Origin of the sequence: Pseudomonas crudilactis (assembly GCF_013433315.1) — a bacterium.
In the GTDB taxonomy this organism is placed as follows: domain Bacteria; phylum Pseudomonadota; class Gammaproteobacteria; order Pseudomonadales; family Pseudomonadaceae; genus Aquipseudomonas; species Aquipseudomonas crudilactis.
The window spans coordinates 357,258-379,313 of sequence record NZ_WXVV01000001.1; the positions used below are offsets into that span (position 1 = coordinate 357,258).

The following is a 22,056-nucleotide window of genomic DNA, read 5'->3' on the forward strand; positions in this document are numbered from 1 at the left end:
AAGACAATCCGGCCAAAGGTGACCGAGACTCTCGGGGCGATCAACGTTACCCTTTGCATCGCAAAAAATCATAATAAAGAGAGAGCCGCTATGTCGCAGAGCGCCGCAGCTACCCAGACCATCGATGACGATAAAAACGCCGTCTACAAACGCATCACCCTGCGTTTGATCCCCTTCATTTTCATCTGCTACCTGTTCAACTACCTCGACCGGGTCAACGTTGGATTTGCCAAACTGCAGATGCTCGACGCACTGAAATTCAGCGAAACCGTGTACGGCCTCGGTGCCGGTATCTTCTTCATCGGCTACGTGCTGTGTGGCGTGCCGAGCAACCTGGCCCTGACCAAATTCGGCCCACGGCGCTGGATTGCCGTGATGATGATCACCTGGGGCACGCTGTCGACCTGCCTGTTGTTCGTCACCACTCCGACCGAGTTCTACACTCTGCGGCTGTTCACCGGTGCGGCCGAAGCCGGGTTCTTCCCAGGCGTCGTGCTGTACCTTTCGCAGTGGTTCCCGACTTTCCGCCGTGGGCGGATCATGGCGCTGTTCATGTCGGCGATCCCGGTGTCCGGTCTGCTCGGCAGCCCGTTCTCAGGCTGGATTCTCAATCACTTCGCGGCGGGCCAGGGCGGTCTGGCCGGCTGGCAGTGGATGTTTCTGCTGCAAGGCATTCCAACAGTCATCCTCGGTGCCCTCGCCTATTTCCTGTTGAGCGACAGCTTCGCCAACGCCAAATGGTTGAGCCCGCATGAGCGTGCAGTGCTGGAAGCGGATCAGGCCGAAGACTTGGCGAACAAACCGAAAACCACCTCCGACTCGCTGCTGGCGGTGTTCAAGAACCCGGCAATCTGGGCGTTCGGCCTGATCTATTTCTGCATCCAGAGCGGCGTGTACGCGATCAACTTCTGGCTGCCGTCGATCATCAAGAACCTCGGTTTCAGCGATAACCTGGTGATCGGCTGGCTCAGTGCGATTCCATATTTGCTGGCGGCGGTGTTCATGCTGGTGGTCGGGCGTTCGGCGGATCTGCGTAAAGAGCGCCGCTGGCATTTGGTGGTGCCAATGCTGATGGGGGCGATCGGCCTGGTGATTGCGGTGAATTTTGCGGCGAATCCGGCGATTGCGATTCTCGGCCTGACCATTGCCACCATGGGCGCACTGACCGGTCTGCCGATGTTCTGGCCGGTGCCGACGGCGATGTTGAGCGCGGGCGCTGCGGCTGGTGGGCTGGCGTTGATCAACTCGATGGGGCAAATGGCTGGATTCCTCAGCCCGTACCTGGTGGGTTGGGTCAAGGACAGCACCGGCTCGACGGATGCAGCGTTGTATCTGCTGGCGGGGGTGATTGTTGGCGGGAGTCTGCTGGCGTTGCGCATGACGCGGACGTTGCGGGCTTGAGTTTTTGAAGCGAAGAAGAACGGCCCTTTTCAGGGCCGTTTTTTATTCGGGTTTCCGCTTGGTTTTTGTGGTGTCCTGTAGATCTTTTCCCACTCACCCCAGCCCTCTCCCCCAGGGGGGCGAGGGGGAAAGGGAGCCGATCTGCGGGCTTTTCAAGACTTGAGTTCGACTCGGTATTGCACGTCGGCGTACCTCTTTCAAACACCTCGGTCGGTCCTCTCTCCTTCCGGGAGAGGGTTAGTGAGGGCTGTGTTTAGCCAATAATTCACTTTGCCGCATTGCACGCTTCTGGTATTTGATTAACCCTTTCCCACCGACAAAAGGATTTCGGCATGAGCTTTCGTACACTCGGTCACTCGGGCTTGCAGGTGTCCACCCTCACCCTCGGAACGATGATGTTTGGCGAACAGACCAGCGCCGAGGATTCGCTGCGCATCATCGACAAGGCCTGGGATCAGGGGATCAATTTCATCGACACCGCCGACGTCTACACCAACGGCCGTTCCGAAGAGATTGTCGGTGAAGCGATTGCCCGGCATCGGCATGAGTGGGTGCTGGCGACCAAGGTCGGTTTCGGCCCGGTGGACGGTGTGCCGAACCGCAGCGGCCTGAGTCGCAAACACATTTTCAATGGTCTTGAGGCCAGTCTGACTCGCTTGGGCACGGATTATCTCGACATCTATTACCTGCACCGCGAAGACCACAACACGCCGCTTGAAGTGAGCGTTTCGGCGATTGGCGATTTGATTCGTCAGGGCAAGATCCGCTATTGGGGTTTGTCGAACTATCGCGGCTGGCGGATTGCCGAGGTGATACGAATCGCCGATAAGCTCGGCGTCGACCGTCCAGTGATCAGCCAGCCGCTTTACAACATCGTCAACCGTCAGGCCGAGACCGAGCAGATTACAGCGGCGCAAACCTATGGCCTTGGCGTGGTGCCTTACAGTCCGCTGGCCCGTGGTGTGCTCAGTGGCAAGTACGCACCGGACGTCCAACCGGACGCCAATAGCCGCGCCGGGCGTCAGGACAAGCGCATTCTGGAAACCGAGTGGCGGGTGGAGTCGCTGCGCATTGCCCAGCAGATTCAGCAGTACACCGAGCAACGCGGGGTCGGCATGGTCGAGTTTGCGATCGCGTGGGTGTTGAACAACGGCGCCGTGACGTCGGCGATCGTCGGGCCGCGCACTGAGGCGCAATGGGATGCGTACACCTTGGCGCAGACGGTGAAGATTACGGCTGAGGATGAGGCTTTTATCGATTCGCTGGTAACACCGGGGCATTCATCGACACCGGGGTTCAATGATGTGAGCCATTTTGTGTCGGGGCGTAAACCGCGTCAGGCTTGAAGTAAGCAGATTGGGGGGCAATACAAATCCATTGTGGGAGCGAGCCTGCTCGCGAAGAGGCCGGCACATTCAACATCTGCGTTGTCTGGCACACCGCGTTCGCGAGCAGGCTCGCTCCCACAGGTTTTGTGCTTATCTTCAGGGTGTGGGGAATATTGACCACTCGGCCAATATTCAGCACAAAAACCACGTATCCTTCGCGCCCCGTTTGACCATCAACCCGCGAGGACAGTTTGTCTAAAGGTATCGCTCTATCGGTTTCAGCCTCGGTGCTGTTTGCCGTCATGTATTACTACACTTCGTTGCTCACGCCGTTGAGTGGCGTGGAAATCTTTGGCTGGCGGATGCTGCTGACCGTTCCGTGCATGACCGTGTTCATGCTGGTGTCCGGGGAATGGCGACGGGGGCTGGAGCTGGTTCGGCTGATGGCGGCAAAGCCGAAATTGATCGCAGGCCTGATCGTTTCGGCGGCCCTGCTCGGTGTGCAATTGTGGCTGTTCATGTGGGCGCCGCTCAACGGCTACAGCCTCGATGTTTCGCTGGGCTACTTCCTGCTGCCACTGGCGATGGTGCTGACCGGGCGGATTGCCTACGGTGAGAGCCTGTCGTATCTGCAAAAAGTCGCGGTGTTCTTCGCCACCCTGGGTGTGGTGAACGAGCTGTATCAGGTCGGCGGGTTTTCCTGGGCGACGCTGGTGGTTGTGGTTGGCTACCCGTTGTACTTCGTGCTGCGCAAATACCTGAAGACTGACAATCTGGGCGGATTGTGGGTCGACATGACCCTGATGCTGCCCGTCGCCTATTGGTTTGTGCAGGGCGGCGAACAAGGCATGGCCGTGTTCGATCAGTATCCAGGGCTGATGTGGCTGATTCCATTGCTTGGGTTGATCAGCGCGTCGGCGTTGGTGGTGTACATCATTGCCAGCCGTTTGCTGCCGTTCAGTCTGTTTGGTTTGTTGAGTTATGTTGAGCCGGTGCTGTTGCTGGGTGTGGCGTTGTTGCTCGGTGAGAGCATCAAGTCCGGGGAGTGGCTGACGTACATTCCGATCTGGCTGGCGGTTGTGGTGCTGGTCTTTGAAGGCTTCAAACATCTGATGCGGCAACGCCGTCCTTAAGCCAAACACAAAAAAATGTGGGAGCGAGCTTGCTCGCGAAAGCGGTGGTTCAGTCACCCTGGATGTTGAATGGGAGACCGCATTCGCGAGCAAGCTCGCTCCCACAGGACTTGTGTGAAACAAAAAATCCCGGCCCTGCATCTCTGCAGGCCGGGATTTTTTCATTTCAATTGCGGATTACTCGGTAGCGAGTACACCACGTCGCACCTGATCACGCTCGATCGACTCGAACAGCGCCTTGAAGTTGCCTTCGCCGAAACCATCATCGCCTTTGCGCTGGATGAATTCGAAGAACACCGGGCCCATCAGGGTTTCCGAGAAGATCTGCAGTAGCAGACGCTTGTCGCCCTGCTCCGAAGCACCGTCGAGCAGGATGCCGCGCGATTGCAGCTGATCCACCGGCTCGCCGTGATTCGGCAGACGACCTTCGAGCATTTCGTAGTAGGTATCCGGCGGCGCAGTCATGAAGCGCATGCCGATTTTCTTCAACTGATCCCAGGTCTTGATCAGGTCGTCGGTGAGGAACGCGACGTGCTGGATGCCCTCGCCGTTGAACTGCATCAGGAATTCTTCGATCTGCCCGGCGCCTTTGGACGACTCTTCGTTCAGCGGGATGCGGATCATGCCGTCCGGTGCGGTCATCGCTTTCGAGGTCAGGCCGGTGTACTCGCCCTTGATATCGAAGTAACGGATTTCGCGGAAGTTGAACAGTTTCTCGTAGAAGTTCGCCCAGTAGGCCATGCGACCGCGGTAGACGTTGTGGGTCAGGTGGTCGATGATTTTCAGGCCGGCACCGACCGGGTTGCGATCAACGCCTTCGATAAACACGAAGTCGATGTCGTAGATCGAGCTGCCTTCGCCGAAACGGTCGATCAGGTACAGCGGCGCGCCGCCAATGCCTTTGATCGCCGGCAGGTTCAGCTCCATCGGGCCGGTTTCGATGTGGATCGGCTGGGCGCCGAGTTCCAGTGCGCGGTTGTAGGCCTTTTGCGAATCCTTGACCCGGAATGCCATGCCGCAAACGGACGGGCCGTGCTCGGCGGCGAAGTACGAAGCAACGCTGTTCGGTTCGTTGTTGAGGATCAGGTTGATTGCGCCCTGACGATACAGGTGCACATTCTTGGAACGGTGGGTGGCGACTTTGGTGAAGCCCATGATCTCGAAGATCGGCTCCAGGGTGCCCGGCACCGGCGATGCGAGCTCGATGAATTCAAAGCCCATCAGACCCATTGGGTTTTCGTATAAATCTGTCATGGTGACGCCTCATCATTTCTTATCAATTAACCAGGGTTATTTGTCAGTCATGCGAGGGTGCTGGGTGGCGCACAGGAGATGCCACGCACACTGCGGGCGAGGAAGTCACCGTAGATCAGTTGAAACCCGAATATCTTCATTGTCGACCCAAGGCTCTTGCGGGCGAGGCTTCTGCTGCCAGAAGACGATTATTATTGTATGCGTAACCCGATTCTACACAGCGTAAATAGGCTTGTCTGCCCTCCCTATAAAATCCGCTTTTTTGCGCCCGCTGCAAGGGGTTTGTTGCACAGGTAGATGCCGCCCAGGATCAGTGCACCGCCCAGGCACATGGCCGGCGTCAGTTGCTCGCCCAGCAGCAGCGCGCCAAGGATGACCGCCGTCAACGGGTTCAACGCGATAAACACGCCGCTGCGCGTCGCGCCGATTTTACGAATGCCATCGTAGTAGCCGATGTAGGCCAGCGCCGAGCCGAGGACGCCGAGGTAGATCAGGCTCAGCCATTGCGGCAGGCCGAGATTATTCAGCGCACTCCAGCTCAGTTCGCCGCGTGCGGCCGCCAGAATCCACAGCATCAGCGTGCCGGTCAGGATCGAGTACGTCACGGTCTGCACCGGCCCCAGCGTCTGATTCAGTTCACGGGAAAACAACGAGTAAACGCCCCAGCCCAGCACACAGCCGAGAATCAACAGATCACCGATCCATGCATCAGGCGCTGCAGCCAGTAACTGCGGATTGCGACTGACGATCACCAGACCGGCGCCGACAATACAGGTCGCGATGCCGCCGACTTTGATCCGGCCCAGGCGCTCTTTGAACAACCACCACGAGGCCAGACCGATCACTGCCGGGTTCAACGCGACGATCAACGAGGCGCGCGAGGCGTTGATGTATTGCAGGCCGTAAAAGAAGCACAGGTTGTAGAAGAAAATCCCGAAGAACCCCAAGAGCATCAGTTGCAACCACTGCCGGGATGTCGGTCGCGCCAAGGGGATCCGCGCCAACCACAAAAAGCCGAGCAACGCTGCACTGGCCAGCAAAAAGCGCAGGCTGGCCGCGAAGGTCGGACTCAGGCTGCCAGCCAGGAACCGCCCGGCGACAAAGGTCCCGCCCCAGATCATGGTGACTACCGCCAGTGTCAGATAAACCGGGATGTCGGACGAGGTTGTATGCAGTTGCTCGACGTTGCGCATGAGGCTCCAGACCAAAGAACTAACGGAATGCCGTATCATTCACCTCATTCTTTGTCATCGTAAAATGAGCAAACACTCATGACCCTCACACAACTGGAAATCTTCTCGCTGGTCGCCGAACTGCGCGGTTTCACCCTCGCCGCACATCGGCTGGGGATTTCGCAGTCGGCGGTGTCCCATGCGATGAAGGCGCTGGAGCAGGAACTGGGGGTCGAGCTGCTGCGTCGGCACCAGTCGTCAGTGGAACTCAGCGATATCGGCGAGCAACTGTTGCTGCGCGCCCGCGCCATGCTCGGTCTGGCCAACACCTTGCGCCAGGAAGCCGCCGATGCGCGCGGCATGAAAAGCGGCACCTTGCGCATCGGCTCGTTTGGGCCAACCTCGTCGATCAAGCTGCTGCCCACTATTTTGCGGCGTTATCGCGAGGCGCATCCGGGCATCGAGGTGCATATCGATGAAGGCCCGGACCGTCAAGTGACTCAATGGCTGGAAGAGCGGCGGATCGACATCGGTTTTGTGGTGCTGCCCCAAGACCGCCTCGATACGTTTGCGCTGATCGAAGACCAGATGGTCGCCCTGCTCCCTGTAGGTCATCCGCTGGCAGCGCGATCGGCATTGACGCTCAAGGACTTGTGCGACGCCCCGTTCGTGCTCACCGAGGCGGGTTCTTCAGAACTGGTATCGCGGCTGTTCATGGCCGCGCGTTTGCAACCGAATATCCGCTATCGCTGCTCGCAACTGCTGAGCACCCTCGACACCGTCAGCCGTGGTGACGCCATCACGATTGTTGCCGAAGGCTCATTGCCGGAGGAAGCAACGCCTCGCTACGTGAAAAAGCCGTTGTTGCCCGCCGTGCAGCGCCAGGTCGGACTCGCCGTCCTCGATCAGCGCCAGGCCTCCCCGGCCACCCTGGCCTTTATCGAAGTGGCAACGCGGATGAATCCTTGATGAGCGGCGCAAGCGCCTTCTGCCATCTATCCTCCCCTCCGGCTGATGTATTTTTCAGCGGCGCGCCGTTACCCGGCCTGCATTCAAGAGCCCCACTCCACCGCGACAGGATGCGCCCATGCCGTTGACCGTCAGACACCGCCGCAAACGCAGCACCCGCATCGTTTTCACACTGCTCAGCGGTTTGCTTCCGGTGCTGCTGGGCAGTGCAATTCTTTATATGCAAGCCGAACGCACGCTGGCGCAAGGCTCACAACAGACTGCCGAAGAGGCGTTGCGCCAATTCGAGTTGATGCTCGACAACACCGCACAGGCCGCCCATGAATTGCTGCCACTGGCCGGCCAGACCTGCGAGAACGTCAAACTCGCCCTGCGCGAGCAAGTGACCCGCCGCCCGTTCGTGCGCTCGACCAATCTGGTGTGGGACGACAACCTCTATTGCAGCTCGTTGTTTGGCGACTTCAAGGAAGCCGTCAACGCGGGAGACTACAACCAGGGCAAGTTGTGGCTGATGAATGGCAACCCGGTCACACCCAACACCGCTCTGCTGGTCTATCGGCTCAGCGAAGGTCGCGGCGGCGCACTGACGACACTCGACGGTTACCATCTGAGCAACATGTTGCGTCTGATCGGCCGGCACATGTTGCTGGTGCTACAAGTGGGTGACAACTGGCTGTCAGCCGACGGCAAAGTACACACTGGCGCCCTTCCCGCGTTGCCGATAGCACAACACACACTGGATTCTTCGCGTTACGCGTTCAGTGTCTCCGCCGGTTTTCCCGAGGGCGAAACCTGGCGTTACATGGCCGATGAGTATCCGCCGCTGTTCAGTCTGTTGATCTTTTTTGGCGTGGTCTCGGGGGCCATCGGCCATGTCTTGCAAAAGCGCTCTACGTCGCCGAGCCACGAGATGCTCCGGGCACTCGAAGCCGGCGAGTTCATTCCTTACTTCCAGCCCGTGGTGCACGGTGACAGCAAGAAATGGTCGGGGGCTGAAGTGTTGATGCGCTGGACTCATCCCAAAGAAGGCTTGGTGCGCCCGGATCTGTTTATTCCGTTCGCCGAGCATTCGGGGTTGATCGTGCCGATGACTCGCGCACTGATGCAACAGACCGCCGCGCTGCTGGGGCCGCTGTCAGCGACGTTCACCGCGCCATTTCATATCGGCATCAATATCACCGCCAGCCATTGCAAAGATCTTGAACTGGTAGAGGACTGCCGAACGTTTCTCGCCGCGTTCACCCCGGACAGTATCAGCCTGGTGCTCGAGTTGACCGAGCGCGAATTGATCGAACCGACCGATATCACCCGGCAACTGTTCGAGCAACTGCACGCGCTGGGCGTGAAGATTGCTATTGACGACTTCGGCACCGGCCACTCGAGCCTCGGCTACTTGCGCAAATTCAATGTGGACTTCCTCAAGATCGATCAGAGTTTCGTCGCCATGATCGGCATCGATGCGCTGTCCCGACACATTCTCGACACCATTATCGAACTGTCGGCCAAGCTTGATTTGGGTATTGTTGCCGAAGGTGTCGAAACTCAGGCGCAGGCCGATTATCTGACCGCACATCACGTCAACTTTCTGCAAGGCTACCTGTTCGGCAAACCGATGCCGGCCGCGGACTTCATCAGCGCATTAACTCAACATTAACTAAGCAGGGTTAAGACGAGCGTACCGACCAGGCGCACCAAATTGATACAAAAGACCGCTGTTGTTACATGAAGACAACATCAGGATTTACTCTTGGCGCATTAACTACTACAATTTTTTCAACCTGAGCAAGATTGGCAGGTGAGCCATTTATCACCGAGTCGCTTCAAGGCTCTTGGCTTATAGCTTTGTTTGCGGTTGGTATCAGCCAAACACACTATTGGAGTAAAGATATTGTCCAGACTCGCTGAATTTCGTGCAGCTGAAAAGGCCCTTCAGGAACAGCTCAAGCAGCTGGAATCGCTGAAGAACGATGCCGGGCTCAAGAAAGAAATCGAATTCGAAGAAAAGCTCCAGGGGCTGATGAAACACTACGGCAAAGGCCTGAAAGATATCATCGCCATTCTCGATCCGAACCCGGCAAAATCGGGGCTGCAGGCAACTGCTGCACCTAAAACCCGCCGCGCTCGCGTGGTCAAGGTTTATCAGAACCCGCACACCGGTGAACTGATCGAAACCAAAGGCGGCAACCACCGTGGCCTGAAAGCCTGGAAGGAACAATACGGTGCAGGCACTGTTGATTCCTGGTTGCGCGGTTAATCCCACGCCAACAACGAAGCCCTGCTGATGCAGGGCTTTTTTATTGACAATATCTAACAAATGAAATGAATTTCATCTAACAATTTCGACTTTTCTGTAACGTGGCTGAGTCAGACAGCTAAACATTTTGCTGCGCAATGTTGCGATCGTAGCCCTGCGTTAAACTTTGTGCTTAATCCCTTCGGGTATCTAATCAAGCCATGAAGAGTACAGCGACTTAAAGTTTCAAGCTGTTTCTCACCGCCACTATCTCGTCTGCGCTTGCCTTATAAACCTCGGCCTGGCCGGCGTAGGAAAGAACATAAGCCCTGTTCGCCTCGACCGCCGCCACCAAGGTTTGCGACAACACATGCCGACCGTTTTCAGTGATCGTGCAAGTGGTTTCCAGCGCCGCTAAAGTGCCCAGCGTGGCCGGATGCACTTTGTTGCAGACACTCTGGTAGCCGGTCTGGAAGAAATCCTTTTGTATCGACTTGCGCATTTCCAGCAGCACACCCTGCAAATTGACCTGATGGTCTTTCTCAACCTGAGTCATGGTCAATTCCATCACCATCACCTGATTGCCATTGGCGTCGTTCTTCACCGCACGCTGACGGGAAACTTGTGCACTTGTCTCAGGCAGTGCCTCCACTTCCCAGCCGGCCGGCCAGGTGATGCTCGGTTCGTCTGCCGATGCGCAGACAGCCACAAGCGACAACACAGAAAAAACAAACAGGGATTTGAACAGTCGGATCATTGCCGGGCGCACTCGCAGATTGAGCGGTAAAGTCTGAGGCTCGCCTGCACGCAGGGCAAGCCTGCCCTTTCATTTGGCGATGCCGACAGGCATGCGTATCATTGCGTCCATTCACTCGCCCATAGTTATTGGAGGGCCCATGAGCCTGCACGAACTCAACACTTTCCCCGGCGTTACCGCTACGCCAGACAGCGCAACCCGAAACTTCGTTTTCAACCACACCATGTTGCGTGTCAAAGACATCAGCAAATCCTTGGACTTCTACACCCGCGTACTGGGTTTCTCGCTGGTCGAGAAGCGTGACTTCCCGGAAGCCGAGTTCAGCCTGTATTTCCTCGCGCTGGTCGACAAGGCACAGATCCCGGCCGACGCAGCCGCTCGCACCGAGTGGATGAAGTCGATTCCGGGCATCCTCGAACTGACCCATAACCATGGCACCGAGAACGACGCGGATTTCGCTTATCACAACGGCAATACCGATCCGCGTGGCTTTGGCCATATCTGCATTTCGGTGCCGGATATTGTCGCGGCGTGCGCACGCTTTGAAGAGCTGGGCTGCGACTTCCAGAAGCGCCTGACCGATGGCCGCATGAAAAGCCTGGCGTTCATCAAGGATCCGGATGGTTACTGGGTCGAGATCATTCAGCCTGCGCCACTGTAAAAGCTGAAAAGCCCTCACCCTAGCCTTCTCCCATAGGGAGAGGGGACTGATCGGGGGATATTGCAGAAGCTCACCGACTTGAAAGATTAGCGCTGAATCCATAATCGACTGGCGCTTTCAGGTCGATGGAAAACGCCAGACACCTCGGTCGGCTCCCTCTCCTGGAGGGAAAGGGCTGGGGTGAAGGGCCGCTTTTAACGCGCAATAAAAAACCCGTGATCGCTCACGGGTTTTTTCATTTCTGGCCTGACAGTTACGCCGGGGCCGAGGTGCGGATCAGGTGATCAAAAGCACTCAGCGAAGCCTTGGCGCCCTCACCCACCGCGATCACGATCTGCTTGTACGGCACGGTCGTCACGTCGCCTGCAGCGAAGATGCCCGGGATCGACGTTTCACCACGGTTATCGACAATGATTTCGCCACGCGGCGACAACTCGATGGTGCCCTTCAGCCAGTCGGTGTTCGGCAGCAAACCGATCTGCACGAAGATCCCTTCCAGTTCGACAGTGCGCAGTTCATCAGTGTTGCGGTCCTTGTAACGCAGGCCGTTGACCTTCTCGCCATTGCCGGTGACTTCAGTGGTTTGCGCACTGGTGATCACGGTGACGTTCGGCAGGCTGTGCAGCTTGCGTTGCAATACGGCGTCGGCACGCAGTTGTACGTCGAACTCCAGCAGCGTCACGTGCGACACGATACCCGCCAGATCGATGGCCGCTTCCACGCCGGAGTTACCGCCGCCAATCACCGCAACACGCTTGCCTTTGAACAACGGACCGTCGCAGTGCGGGCAGTACGCCACGCCTTTGTTGCGGTATTGCTGCTCACCCGGCACGTTCATCTCACGCCAGCGCGCACCGGTCGCCAGAATCACGCTTTTGGCTTTCAGGGTCGCGCCGCTGGCGAAACGGACTTCGTGCAGCTCGCCGTTTTTGCCCGGGATCAGCTTGTCGGCGCGCTGCAGGTTCATGATATCGACGTCGTATTGCTTGACGTGTTCTTCCAGCGCCGTGGCCAGTTTCGGCCCTTCGGTTTCCTGTACGGAAATGAAGTTCTCGATGGCCATGGTGTCGAGCACCTGACCGCCGAAACGTTCAGCCGCGACACCGGTGCGGATGCCTTTACGTGCAGCGTAAATTGCGGCCGAAGCACCGGCCGGGCCACCACCCACAACCAACACGTCGAATGCTTCTTTTGCGCTGATCTTCTCGGCCTGACGCTCGATCGCGCCGGTGTCAAGTTTGGCGAGAATCTCTTCCAGACCCATGCGGCCCTGACCGAAGTTTTCACCGTTGAGGTAGATGCTCGGCACGGCCATGATCTTGCGATCGTTGACTTCGTCCTGGAACAGCGCGCCGTCAATAGCGACGTGGTGGATATTCGGGTTGAGCACAGCCATCAGGTTCAGCGCCTGGACTACGTCCGGGCAGTTCTGGCAGGACAGCGAGAAGTACGTCTCGAAGCTGAACTGGCCTTTGAGCGAGCGGATCTGCTCGATCACTTCAACGCTGGCTTTCGATGGGTGGCCGCCGACTTGCAGCAAGGCCAATACCAGCGAAGTAAATTCGTGGCCCATCGGGATGCCGGCGAAACGCAGACTGATGTCAGCGCCCGGGCGGTTGATCGAGAACGATGGCTTGCGTGCATCGTCACCGCTGTCGATCAAGGTAATTTGGCTCGAAAGACTGGCAACATCTTTCAGCAGTTCCAGCATTTCACGGGATTTCGCACCGTCGTCGAGGGAGGCAACGATCTCGATCGGCTGGGTGACCCGTTCCAGGTACGATTTCAACTGGGCTTTAAGATTGGCGTCCAACATACGGGCGATTTCCTTTATTTGAGGCGAAAAAAAGCCCGAGCGAAACTCGCCCGGGCATTTTTATTGGGCGGTGCAGCGTACTTAAGAAGGTGCGGCGTACCGCCCTGAGTTGCGTGTCACAGACTTAGATCTTGCCGACCAGATCCAGGGACGGTGCCAGAGTGGCCTCGCCTTCTTTCCACTTGGCTGGGCAAACTTCGCCTGGGTGAGCAGCAACGTACTGAGCAGCCTTGATCTTGCGCAGCAGCTCGGAAGCGTCACGGCCAACGCCGCCATCGTTCAGTTCAACGATTTTGATCTGGCCTTCAGGGTTGATCACGAAGGTGCCACGGTCAGCCAGGCCAACTTCTTCGATCAGCACGTCGAAGTTGCGGGAGATGGCGTGGGTCGGGTCGCCGATCATGGTGTATTCGATTTTGCCGATGGCTGGCGAAGTGTTGTGCCAGGCAGCGTGGGCAAAGTGGGTGTCGGTGGAAACGCTGTAGATCTCTACGCCGAGTTTCTGGAAGGCAGCGTAATTGTCAGCCAGGTCTTCCAGTTCGGTTGGGCAAACGAAGGTGAAGTCGGCTGGGTAGAAGAACACGACCGACCACTTGCCTTTCAGGTCAGCGTCCGAGACTTGAACGAAGTCGCCGTTTTTGAACGCGGTAGCTTTGAACGGTTTTACTTGGCTGTTGATGATAGGCATTGATGACTCTCCGTCAGTGGTTGTGAATTCGATGGGTGAATCCTACCCACTCACTCGACGGATGGCTCATTGGCAAACCTGATGCTGCTGATTTGTTTTCGCTATTAGCCGACTGTATTAATAGAAGAAAACCATATCTACGACGAAGCCGGGTTATCCGTAATCCGAGCCATCCCTTGGAATGGGCTGGCTTCAACATAGCGCATGGCGGACTTCATATCCTTCCAGCCGACGTAACTCATCAGGGATTTCAGATCCCAGCCGCTTTGATGGGCCCAGGTTGCGAAGCCTCGACGCAATGAATGGCTGGTGTAGTTTTCGGCAGCAATGCCGGCGCGCTGCAACGCCTGGCGCAGCAGCGGGATGATGCTGTTAGCGTGCAGCCCCTCCTCGTTCAGATTGCCCCAGCGATCAATACTGCGAAAAACCGGGCCGCGTACCAGCGCCGCTTCGGTGATCCAGTCGATATAGGCTTGCACCGGGCACAGCTTGAGCAGCGCCGGGGCTTGATAGGTCTGCCCGAGGTTTTCCCGATCGCCCTTGCTGCGTGGCAGATACAAGGTGATGCCTTTGCCTGCGTGCGCCTGCACGTGTTCGATCTGCAAGCGACACAACTCATCACTGCGAAAGCCACGCCAGAATCCCAGGAGTATCAGTGCGCGATCACGGTAAGCCTTGAGGAGTAACGGGCGGTCCTGCTGCTCTCTGGCGATTTGTACTTCATGCTCAAGCCAATCGATGACGCGCTGCAGATCCTGCAACTGCAACGGCTCGGCCTGTTTCTCCTGCGCTGGATGCAACGCGCGAATGCCTTTGAAGACCTTGCGCACCACCGGCGCCTTGGTCGGATCGGCAAACCCTTGGCTGTTGTGCCACTGCGCCAGCGCCGACAAACGCAGCTTCAGCGTGTTGATCGACAACTCCTCAGCGTGCGCCACCAAATACCGCGCAACGCTGTCGGCGGTTGCCGGCAAGAACCCGCCCCACTTCACCTCGAAATGCTCGATGGCCGCGCGATAGCTGCGGCGGGTGTTGTCACGGGTGGCGGCTTGCAGATAGCGATCCAGATCGCTCATGGGCTGTTTTCTCGCTGGCGTACTGATACGGGGATGCAGATGCGCATTTTGCCGCCTGACACTGGGTAATACCAGTATATCCCGTGTCTTTATTATCAAAGGTTTACCTTTATTTCCTAAATGGTACACTGCGTACTTTAGTGGCATGTACCACAGTACGTAACCGTAGGAGTTCACATGGCCCGTGGCGGCATTACCAAAGCCCTTGTGCAGATCGCGCGCACAGCGATCCTCGCCCGTGGCGAACACCCGAGCATCGATGCAGTACGCATTGAAATGGGCAACACCGGCTCGAAAACCACGATCCATCGCTATTTGAAAGAGCTGGATGACGGCGCGCAGCCGGTTGAAGCCTCGGCAGAGCCCATTGATGATGAGTTGAGCGCCCTCGTCTCGCGCCTCGCGCAACGCCTCAAAGAACAGGCGCAAGAGCCTATCGAGCAGGCCCGCGAGCAGTTCGAGGAACAGCGCGAAGCTTTGGAGTCGGAACTGAAACAGACTCGCGAGGCATTGGAAAAACTCGAACACGATCACGATATTCAAGGGGCTGCGCTGGCGCGTGAGTCCGAAGCGCTTGGCAACACCCGTTCGATGCTGCAAACCGAACAGACTCGTAATGCCGGACTGAATCAGGCACTGGCCGATTTTGAATTGCGCCTACAGGACAAGGACGAGCAAATCCGCTCGCTGGAAGAGAAACATCTGCACGCTCGCGATGCGCTGGAGCATTACCGCAATGCCACTAAAGAGCAGCGCGAGCAGGAACAGAGCCGCCACGAAAGCCAAGTGCAGCAGATTCAGGCCGAGCTGCGTCAGGCACAGCAAAGCGCAATGGTGCGCCAAGACGAAATCACCCAGTTGCACCGTGACAACGAACGCCTGCTTACCGAGAACCGTGGCACACAGCGTGAACTGAGCCTGATGCAGGACCAGCTCAAGCAAAGCAATCAGCGTCAGGACCAACTGTTGGAGCAAGCGACCCGTGTCGACAACGAGCGCACCCTCCTCCAGGAACGCCTGCGCGTTGCGACACTGGAAAGCCAGACACTCAAACAGAGCGTCGAGGAGCAGACACTGCTCAACCAGTCACTGGAAAAAGAATTGAACAAGGCTCAAGCAAGCCTGGAAGAAAGCCAACGTCTGGCGGCTACCGTTGCGGCAGCGCCAGACTCGGCCAAACCGAAAGACGCTTAAGCGCCGACCGGCGTACGCATGGTGACGAATTCTTCGGCGGCCGTCGGGTGCACCCCGATCGTGTCGTCGAAGTCACGCTTGGTCGCGCCAGCCTTCAACGCAATCGCCAAACCCTGAACGATCTCGCCAGCGTCCGGGCCGACCATGTGGCAGCCGAGGACTTTGTCGGTCTTGCCGTCAACCACCAGTTTCATCAGCGTCTTTTCCTGACATTCGGTCAGGGTCAGCTTCATCGGTCGGAAACGGCTTTCGAAGATCACCACATCATGACCCGCTTCGCGCGCTTCTTCTTCGGTCAAACCGACCGTGCCAATGTTCGGCAGGCTGAACACCGCCGTCGGGATCATCTTGTAATCCACCGGACGGTACTGTTCAGGCTTGAACAGACGCCGCGCCACAGCCATACCTTCCGCCAGCGCCACAGGCGTCAGTTGCACACGACCGATAACATCGCCCAGCGCCAGAATCGATGGCTCGCTGGTCTGATACTGCTCGTCGACTTTAATGAAGCCTTTGTCGGTGAGCTGCACATCGGTGTTTTCCAGGCCCAGATTGTCGAGCATCGGACGCCGACCCGTGGCGTAGAAAATGCAATCCGCCTCCAGCTCACGACCATCTTTAAGCGTTGCTTTCAAGCTGCCATCGGCCTGCTTGTCGATACGTGCGATGTCGGCGTTGAACTGCAGATCCAGACCACGCTTGGTCAGCTCTTCCTGCAAGTGCTTACGCACCGAACCATCGAAACCACGCAGGAACAGATCACCGCGATACAGCAACGTGGTGTTCGCGCCGAGGCCGTGGAAAATTCCGGCGAACTCGACCGCGATGTAACCGCCGCCAACCACCAGCACACGCTTTGGCAGCTCTTTGAGGAAGAATGCCTCGTTGGAACCGATCGCGTGTTCGCGCCCCGGAATTTCCGGAATCTGCGGCCAGCCACCGGTGGCGATCAGAATGTTTTTCGCGGTAAAACGCTCGCCATTCACTTCGACTTCATGCGGGCCAACGATCTTCGCGTGCGCTTCATGCAAGGTCACGCCGCTGTTGACCAGCAGATTGCGATAAATGCCGTTGAGGCGATTGATCTCGCGATCCTTGTTGGCGATCAGCGTCGCCCAATCAAAATTCGCTTCGCCCAGGCTCCAGCCAAAACCGGACGCCTGCTCGAAGTCTTCGGCGAAATGCGCGCCGTACACCAGCAACTTTTTCGGCACACAGCCAACGTTGACACAGGTCCCGCCCAGATAACGGCTTTCCGCCACCGCCACTTTCGCACCGAAACCGGCCGCAAAACGCGCAGCACGCACACCGCCGGAACCGGCACCAATCACATAAAGGTCAAAATCGTAGGCCATTTCTATCTCCTCGGCAGGGGATCAGCATACCTGCAGATGCTCATTGAGCAAGCCTCTGCCGTTATGCCGATGACCAATGCCGAGGATTCGAGCAGCAAGCTTTTGTTCAGTGACATTCTGCGGACTGAGCCTTCGGTAACCGCAGCGTACGCCAGGCGATCAAAACCGCTATGAATGCCAAACCGAAAGCGACCCACGATACCAATGCAATTCCGCCTTCAAATGCACTTCCCGCCTGCTGCATTAACTGTTGCGCTTGATCCCCCGCCAACCCCGTCGCCACATGATGAGCACCAGCCAGCGTTTCACTTGCAAGCATCGTCTGGGCATCGCTCAAAAACGCTGGAAGCTGCAAGTCTGCGCGATAGTGAGCCGTAACCAGGCCGCCAAGCAGGGTCGTCCCCAAAACGACGCCTACCTCATAGGCTGTTTCACTGATAGCGGAAGCTGCACCGGCCTTAGCTGGGGGCGCCGCCGACAAAATCACGTCATTGGAAACCGTAGCGATCGCGCCCACTCCGATATTCAGCAACGCGAACGCCGCAACCAATACCGCAAGACTACTGCCCACGCTGGCCACGAGTAAAAACGCCACAGCGGCGAAGGCCACCAGAATCGGTATCAGCACATGCACAGGCATACGCTGAGCGACCGGGACGACCGCCATTCCAACCGCAATCGCCATGATTTGGCCCGGCACCAACGCTAGGCTCGCACTCAAAGGCGACATCTGCAGGACAATCTGCAAAAACTGAGTGGTGAAGAAAACAAAACCAACGAGGAACGCAAGACTCATCAAATTGATCAGAACAGACCCGCTAAAAGTCCCGTTGCGGAACAGAGTCATATCCATCAGCGGCACAGGAAGACGTAACTGGCGCCGGACAAACATCCAGCCTGCCAATACGCCGACCAGAAAGGCCCCCAGTACGACCCCGTCAACACCTTCACTGGCGGCATGCTTGATGCCGTAAACGATGCCACCCAAGGCGGCCATCGACTGAAGAATGCTGATCGGATCCAACGGCCCAGATGCATCACGCTCCGACTCAGGAAGCAATAGCGGACCCAACACCAACAGCGGAATCAGAACGGGTACCGCCAACAGAAAAATCGCGCCCCAATCAAAGAACTGCAGCAACACTCCGCCCACCAAAGGCCCCAGAGCCGAACCGACGGTCAATGTCGTGGCCCAGATCGCGACAGCCAGCCTGCGCTCATCTCGATCCTCAAACACCGAACGTATCAATGCCAATGTGGAAGGCATCAGCATCGCCCCGAAAATCCCCATGCAGGCACGCCCGATAATCAACTGCAAGGCCGTCTCAGAATAGGCGGTCAGCACCGATACCACAGCAAATCCGAGCGAGCCGATAAGCAGCAACTTGCGGTGCCCGACCCGATCTCCCAGACTTCCCATGGACACCAGCAGTCCGGCGAGCACCAACGAGTAGGCGTCGATCATCCACAGTTGTTGACTGGCACTTGGGCGCAAAGCTTCGGCGATTTTGGGTAATGCGAAACCCAGTACGGTGTTATCAACGGTTACCAGTAGCACTGGCAACATCAACACGCCGAGGCCGAACCAGCGCCTTGATGCGTTACTGCGGGTAGACTCATTTGTTAATGCCACGGATAAAACTCCTTAGACAAAAAGAGTGTTTCACGGGGCACTCTTCATACTCCCCCCCCCCGTGAAACGTTTTCCTACGCACTTCCCTGGCGTACATGGATCAGTTCAGCAGTGAAAACACGTGCTGACAATCGACTGCCCCCGAATTCAAACGACGACCCAAAGCATTTGAAACACCTTGCAGATCATTGCTAAATCCATCGTAATCTTGGCTACGAACACTCTCCATCAAGCGCTTCATTCCCTCTGCCAACGCCTCACGCTGTTTGATGGCGTGGTCATTTTCCAGCTGAATATCCCAATAAACTTCGGGTGGATTCACCAATACGCGAGACAACAACGCCATCATGGTACGCATAGGTGGCGGCATCACTTCCAGCGCGCTCTCAAGGTCCAGTGAGCACTTGGACAACGCAAGGCCAAACCCAAGAATGGCGGCGTGAGGCAACGCCTGACAAAGCGCCATCAGTTCGTCGTGCGCAACAGGCGTCATTCGCTTGATCTTCATTCCTGCGCCGAGCAGGTACTGCTCGATAAAGGTTGAAGGCGAATCCTCCGTATCCAAGCAAACAGCAACGGTGCGCCCCTGAACGGAAAGCTTGGGTGAAAACATCGGGTTAATCCCGACAAAGGGCTGTTGAGGAGACTCATTCTTCAGAGCTCGGTAAAACGGATCCTGAACAGAACAAGTCGGAACAAATAAAACATTGCTCGAAACAGCCCCAAGCACCCAAGGTATTGACCGAATCGCCACACTTTCCGGCAAAGCAAAAACAACCGCCGTCGCCCCTTCAAAAATGTGTTCGGTATTACTGAACGGGTTGGTGACATCGACCTCATGAAAAACACTGGGCTGTTCTGGAGGCCTACGATCCACCACGCGGACATTGCATCCGTATTGCATAAGTATGCGGGTGAAGAGGGCCCCCACCAGCCCCGCACCACCCAGCACGACTACCGTGTCGTTCATCACGCTTCGCTCCCTGCGATAAAACTGTAGTAAGGCACGCTAGCCTTGACCAATGTCTCTTCAAGTTCCTGTTGCGGATCAGAGTGTGCAACGATCGCACCGCCAATACCGAAGGTCGCCTCGCCGTCCTGGACAACCGCTGTGCGTATGACAATGCTGAGCTCTGCAGCACCACTGAAAGATAACCATCCCAAAGCGCCAGAATAGATACCTCGTGCCGAGGATTCCAACACGTCAATGATTTCCATCGTGCGCTTCTTAGGTGCTCCGGTCATAGAGCCACCCGGAAAACAGGCGCGAATCGCCTCAAGCGTTGCCACTTCAGATCTAAGGTGACCGCGAACTGTGGAAACCAGTTGATGTACCGACGAGAAGCTTTCGACCGAGAAAATCTCGGGCACATGTACGCTTCCTGGACGACACACCTGATTCAAGTCATGGCGGACCAGATCGACAATCATCAGGTTCTCTGCTCTGTCCTTAGATGAAACCTGAAGCTCATCACGCAGCCTCTGGTCTTCAAAAGGCAGCTTGCTGCGCGGCCTCGTTCCTTTGATTGGCCGGGACTCGATCATCCCGCTGTCATCAATTCTGAGAAAAGTCTCCGGCGATGCACTGAGCACCGAGAACTGCGCAAATGAAAGATATGCCCCATAAGGTACGGGGCTGGCATGACGCATTCGCTTGTAAGCACTCAATGGAACACCGTCGTATGCCATTTTTGCGCGATTAGTCAGACAAATCTCGTAAGACTCGCCATCGGTAATGTACTGCAGCGACTGAGTGATCTTGGCAATGTAATCATCCGGTCCATCATCAAGTGAAAGCTTCAGTTGATCTACAGCCCCAGGAACGAACTTTTCACCAAAAAGGGCGGGCGTTTCTACAAGCTCGGCGATGCGAGGCAGCGCCGGCCAAACGCCCGCCTCTCCCGTGGCAGTGATCATGCACTGATAAGCTTTACCGTCCTGATGATCGAAGACCAGAAAGTGCGGCGCAAACATGAATGCCGCATCCGGATGACTCGACCGATAGGTCTTTCCTCCTCCGGTCAGTGCTTTCAACTCATATCCCAGGTAACCGACAAAACCTCCCTTGAAACCAAATGGTAAGTACTGTGGAGTGGCGATCTGAACGGCTTCAAAAATCTGTGCAACCAAGGTGAAAAAGTCGCCTCTGATACTTTTTTTGCCTTTTGGCCCATCGAGTGTCAGGTATTCATCAGTGACATTATAATCAAGCCTTATCGCGCCCTGCCCCTCCCCACTGCCCATGATCGAGTAACGAGCATTCGGTCTCTCCGACTTTTCGCTGTCCAGCCAGAACGCGAAACGGTCATTTGCATAAAGGGACGAAAATACCGCCTGGGGATCCATGTTTTCGGGCAGCTCGCGGTACGCGAGCTGCATATTCAGCTCGCCCCCCACCGCGACATAGGCGCTTTTTGGCGAAGCGCATTCCGTATCGGACTCCAGCCGACTTCTCACACTGACATTGTGTTCAAGCGCCATGCGTATGAAGTTGCTCAGTAACGCATGCCCATACTCCGAATCAATGGACTCCGGGTGGAATTGCACGCCCCATATAGGCCGAGTGATGTGCTCGATTGCCATTACCACGCCTTCGGGCGTCCAAGCTGTGCATTGAAGCTCTAATGGCAAACTTGTGCACATCAACGAGTGGTACCTGACCACATCAAACTGCTCGGGCAAGTCCCGAAAAAGCCCTTTACCTGTATGCGTAATGGGGCTGCGATAGCCATGCACAGGACTTGGGGCATGCCCGACAGAACCGCCAAGGAATTGTGCAATACCCTGATGCCCCAGGCATATACCAAGTATCGGTACAGGAGAATGCAAAATGACACTACCGCAGACACCGAAATCCTCCTCTTCGGCAGGATGTCCGGGGCCCGGCGACAACACCACAGCGTCATATCGTTCGATGCCCAGCTCGCTGTAGGAAACAGAGTTCTTTACGATGTCTGCAGATACCCCCGTTACCTCGAAAAGATATTGGGCGATGTTATGGGTAAAGGAGTCGAAGTTATCAATCATCAGTATTTTCATGAGGACACGCTCTGACTCAGACGCTGATTGATCAGCACGTCTTCCCGCACACACGTCTCAGCAATGATCAGATTGAATACCGATTCGGTGTATTCCGGCCTGAGCCCCGAAGCCAATGATCGCTCCTTGATCATATCGAGCACATAGGAAATTCGCCCGGGCTGCATCATCGCTATGCCATGTGCGGCTTTAAGCTCGGCAATATCCATGCACAACTTCATGCGCTCCGAAAGCAGATCAACCACCTGCAAATTTATCGAATCGAGCCTTTCTCGCAATGGTTGCAAAATGTTTGACGTTCCTGTCTGTGTTAACTGTCCATGTTGTTGCATACATGCACCTCCATT

The 22,056-nt window shown here is 56.6% G+C and carries 19 protein-coding genes; 8 read left to right on the top strand and 11 right to left on the bottom strand.

The features are described 5' to 3' along the window. The first annotated feature begins 90 nt into the window (after positions 1–90). The 3 genes from GTU76_RS01475 (at position 91) to rarD (ending at position 3,862) form a co-directional block, all read left to right on the top strand. Positions 91–1,401, top strand: coding sequence for an MFS transporter (locus GTU76_RS01475; protein ID WP_016984441.1), 1,311 nt, complete (start codon positions 91–93; stop codon positions 1,399–1,401). 332 nt (positions 1,402–1,733) lie between these two features. Continuing rightward, complete coding sequence (locus tag GTU76_RS01480) at positions 1,734–2,747, top strand: aldo/keto reductase (RefSeq protein WP_016984439.1); 1,014 nt, start codon at positions 1,734–1,736, stop codon at positions 2,745–2,747. Positions 2,748–2,980: 233 nt separating this feature from the next. Further along, entirely contained in the window at positions 2,981–3,862 is an 882-nt protein-coding gene (rarD, locus tag GTU76_RS01485) for an EamA family transporter RarD (protein ID WP_180697915.1), read from the top strand. 177 nt (positions 3,863–4,039) lie between these two features. On the opposite strand, the gene hppD is transcribed toward rarD, so the two are convergent. Together hppD and GTU76_RS01495 are read right to left on the bottom strand one after the other, a co-directional pair. After that, the gene (gene hppD, locus GTU76_RS01490; RefSeq protein ID WP_016984437.1) at positions 4,040–5,116 is read right to left on the bottom strand and encodes a 4-hydroxyphenylpyruvate dioxygenase; all 1,077 of its coding nucleotides are present in this window, start codon (positions 5,114–5,116) and stop codon (positions 4,040–4,042) included. 245 nt (positions 5,117–5,361) lie between these two features. Continuing rightward, positions 5,362–6,309 (bottom strand): DMT family transporter, encoded by a 948-nt coding sequence (locus GTU76_RS01495; protein WP_180697916.1) that lies wholly within the window; start codon positions 6,307–6,309, stop codon positions 5,362–5,364. 78 nt (positions 6,310–6,387) lie between these two features. Between GTU76_RS01495 and GTU76_RS01500 the strand changes: the two genes are divergently transcribed. The 3 genes from GTU76_RS01500 to GTU76_RS01510 all read left to right on the top strand — a co-directional run bounded on the left by GTU76_RS01500 (position 6,388) and on the right by GTU76_RS01510 (position 9,511). Beyond that, positions 6,388–7,257 carry a LysR family transcriptional regulator gene (locus GTU76_RS01500; protein WP_175554445.1) on the top strand — a complete coding sequence of 290 codons (870 nt, stop codon included), beginning with the start codon at positions 6,388–6,390 and terminating at the stop codon, positions 7,255–7,257. A gap of 118 nt (positions 7,258–7,375) precedes the next feature. After that, positions 7,376–8,911 (top strand): EAL domain-containing protein, encoded by a 1,536-nt coding sequence (locus GTU76_RS01505; protein ID WP_180697917.1) that lies wholly within the window; start codon positions 7,376–7,378, stop codon positions 8,909–8,911. 234 nt (positions 8,912–9,145) lie between these two features. After that, complete coding sequence (locus GTU76_RS01510) at positions 9,146–9,511, top strand: histone-like nucleoid-structuring protein, MvaT/MvaU family (protein ID WP_016984433.1); 366 nt, start codon at positions 9,146–9,148, stop codon at positions 9,509–9,511. Positions 9,512–9,728: 217 nt separating this feature from the next. Here the strand turns inward: GTU76_RS01510 and GTU76_RS01515 are convergent, their stop codons facing one another. Beyond that, a complete protein-coding gene (locus GTU76_RS01515) occupies positions 9,729–10,247 on the bottom strand; it encodes a DUF4946 domain-containing protein (RefSeq protein WP_180697918.1) in 519 nt (172 codons plus the stop codon). A 139-nt stretch (positions 10,248–10,386) separates the two neighbouring features. On the opposite strand from GTU76_RS01515, the gene gloA reads away from it, so the two are divergent. Then, positions 10,387–10,908 (top strand): lactoylglutathione lyase, encoded by a 522-nt coding sequence (gene gloA / locus GTU76_RS01520; RefSeq protein WP_038368197.1) that lies wholly within the window; start codon positions 10,387–10,389, stop codon positions 10,906–10,908. Between the two features lie 253 nt (positions 10,909–11,161). On the opposite strand, the gene ahpF is transcribed toward gloA, so the two are convergent. The 3 genes from ahpF to GTU76_RS01535 all read right to left on the bottom strand — a co-directional run bounded on the left by ahpF (position 11,162) and on the right by GTU76_RS01535 (position 14,488). After that, positions 11,162–12,724: an alkyl hydroperoxide reductase subunit F gene (gene ahpF, locus GTU76_RS01525; RefSeq protein WP_175554447.1), complete on the bottom strand. Its 1,563-nt coding sequence runs from the start codon at positions 12,722–12,724 to the stop codon at positions 11,162–11,164. Positions 12,725–12,848: 124 nt separating this feature from the next. Next, a complete protein-coding gene (ahpC, locus tag GTU76_RS01530; protein WP_007912224.1) occupies positions 12,849–13,412 on the bottom strand; it encodes an alkyl hydroperoxide reductase subunit C in 564 nt (187 codons plus the stop codon). 137 nt (positions 13,413–13,549) lie between these two features. Next, entirely contained in the window at positions 13,550–14,488 is a 939-nt protein-coding gene (locus GTU76_RS01535) for a site-specific integrase (RefSeq protein WP_175554448.1), read from the bottom strand. A 177-nt stretch (positions 14,489–14,665) separates the two neighbouring features. Here GTU76_RS01535 and GTU76_RS01540 point away from each other — a divergent pair, with 177 nt between their 5' ends. Beyond that, positions 14,666–15,682 (top strand): DNA-binding protein, encoded by a 1,017-nt coding sequence (locus tag GTU76_RS01540; protein ID WP_180697919.1) that lies wholly within the window; start codon positions 14,666–14,668, stop codon positions 15,680–15,682. On the opposite strand, the gene gorA is transcribed toward GTU76_RS01540, so the two are convergent. The 5 genes from gorA to GTU76_RS01565 form a co-directional block, all read right to left on the bottom strand. Next, positions 15,679–17,037, bottom strand: a complete 1,359-nt coding sequence (gene gorA, locus GTU76_RS01545; RefSeq protein WP_008082669.1) for a glutathione-disulfide reductase — start codon at positions 17,035–17,037, stop codon at positions 15,679–15,681. The genes GTU76_RS01540 and gorA overlap by 4 nt on opposite strands. A gap of 106 nt (positions 17,038–17,143) precedes the next feature. Continuing rightward, positions 17,144–18,670: an MFS transporter gene (locus tag GTU76_RS01550; RefSeq protein WP_343057378.1), complete on the bottom strand. Its 1,527-nt coding sequence runs from the start codon at positions 18,668–18,670 to the stop codon at positions 17,144–17,146. A gap of 100 nt (positions 18,671–18,770) precedes the next feature. Continuing rightward, entirely contained in the window at positions 18,771–19,640 is an 870-nt protein-coding gene (locus tag GTU76_RS01555) for a prephenate dehydrogenase dimerization domain-containing protein (protein ID WP_122607749.1), read from the bottom strand. Beyond that, positions 19,640–21,709 carry an aminodeoxychorismate synthase component I gene (gene pabB, locus GTU76_RS01560; protein ID WP_180697920.1) on the bottom strand — a complete coding sequence of 690 codons (2,070 nt, stop codon included), beginning with the start codon at positions 21,707–21,709 and terminating at the stop codon, positions 19,640–19,642. The genes GTU76_RS01555 and pabB overlap by 1 nt, the downstream gene beginning before the upstream one ends. Next, positions 21,706–22,041: a chorismate mutase gene (locus tag GTU76_RS01565; protein WP_137217861.1), complete on the bottom strand. Its 336-nt coding sequence runs from the start codon at positions 22,039–22,041 to the stop codon at positions 21,706–21,708. Before GTU76_RS01565 ends, pabB begins: the two co-directional genes overlap by 4 nt. Positions 22,042–22,056: the final 15 nt, after the last annotated feature.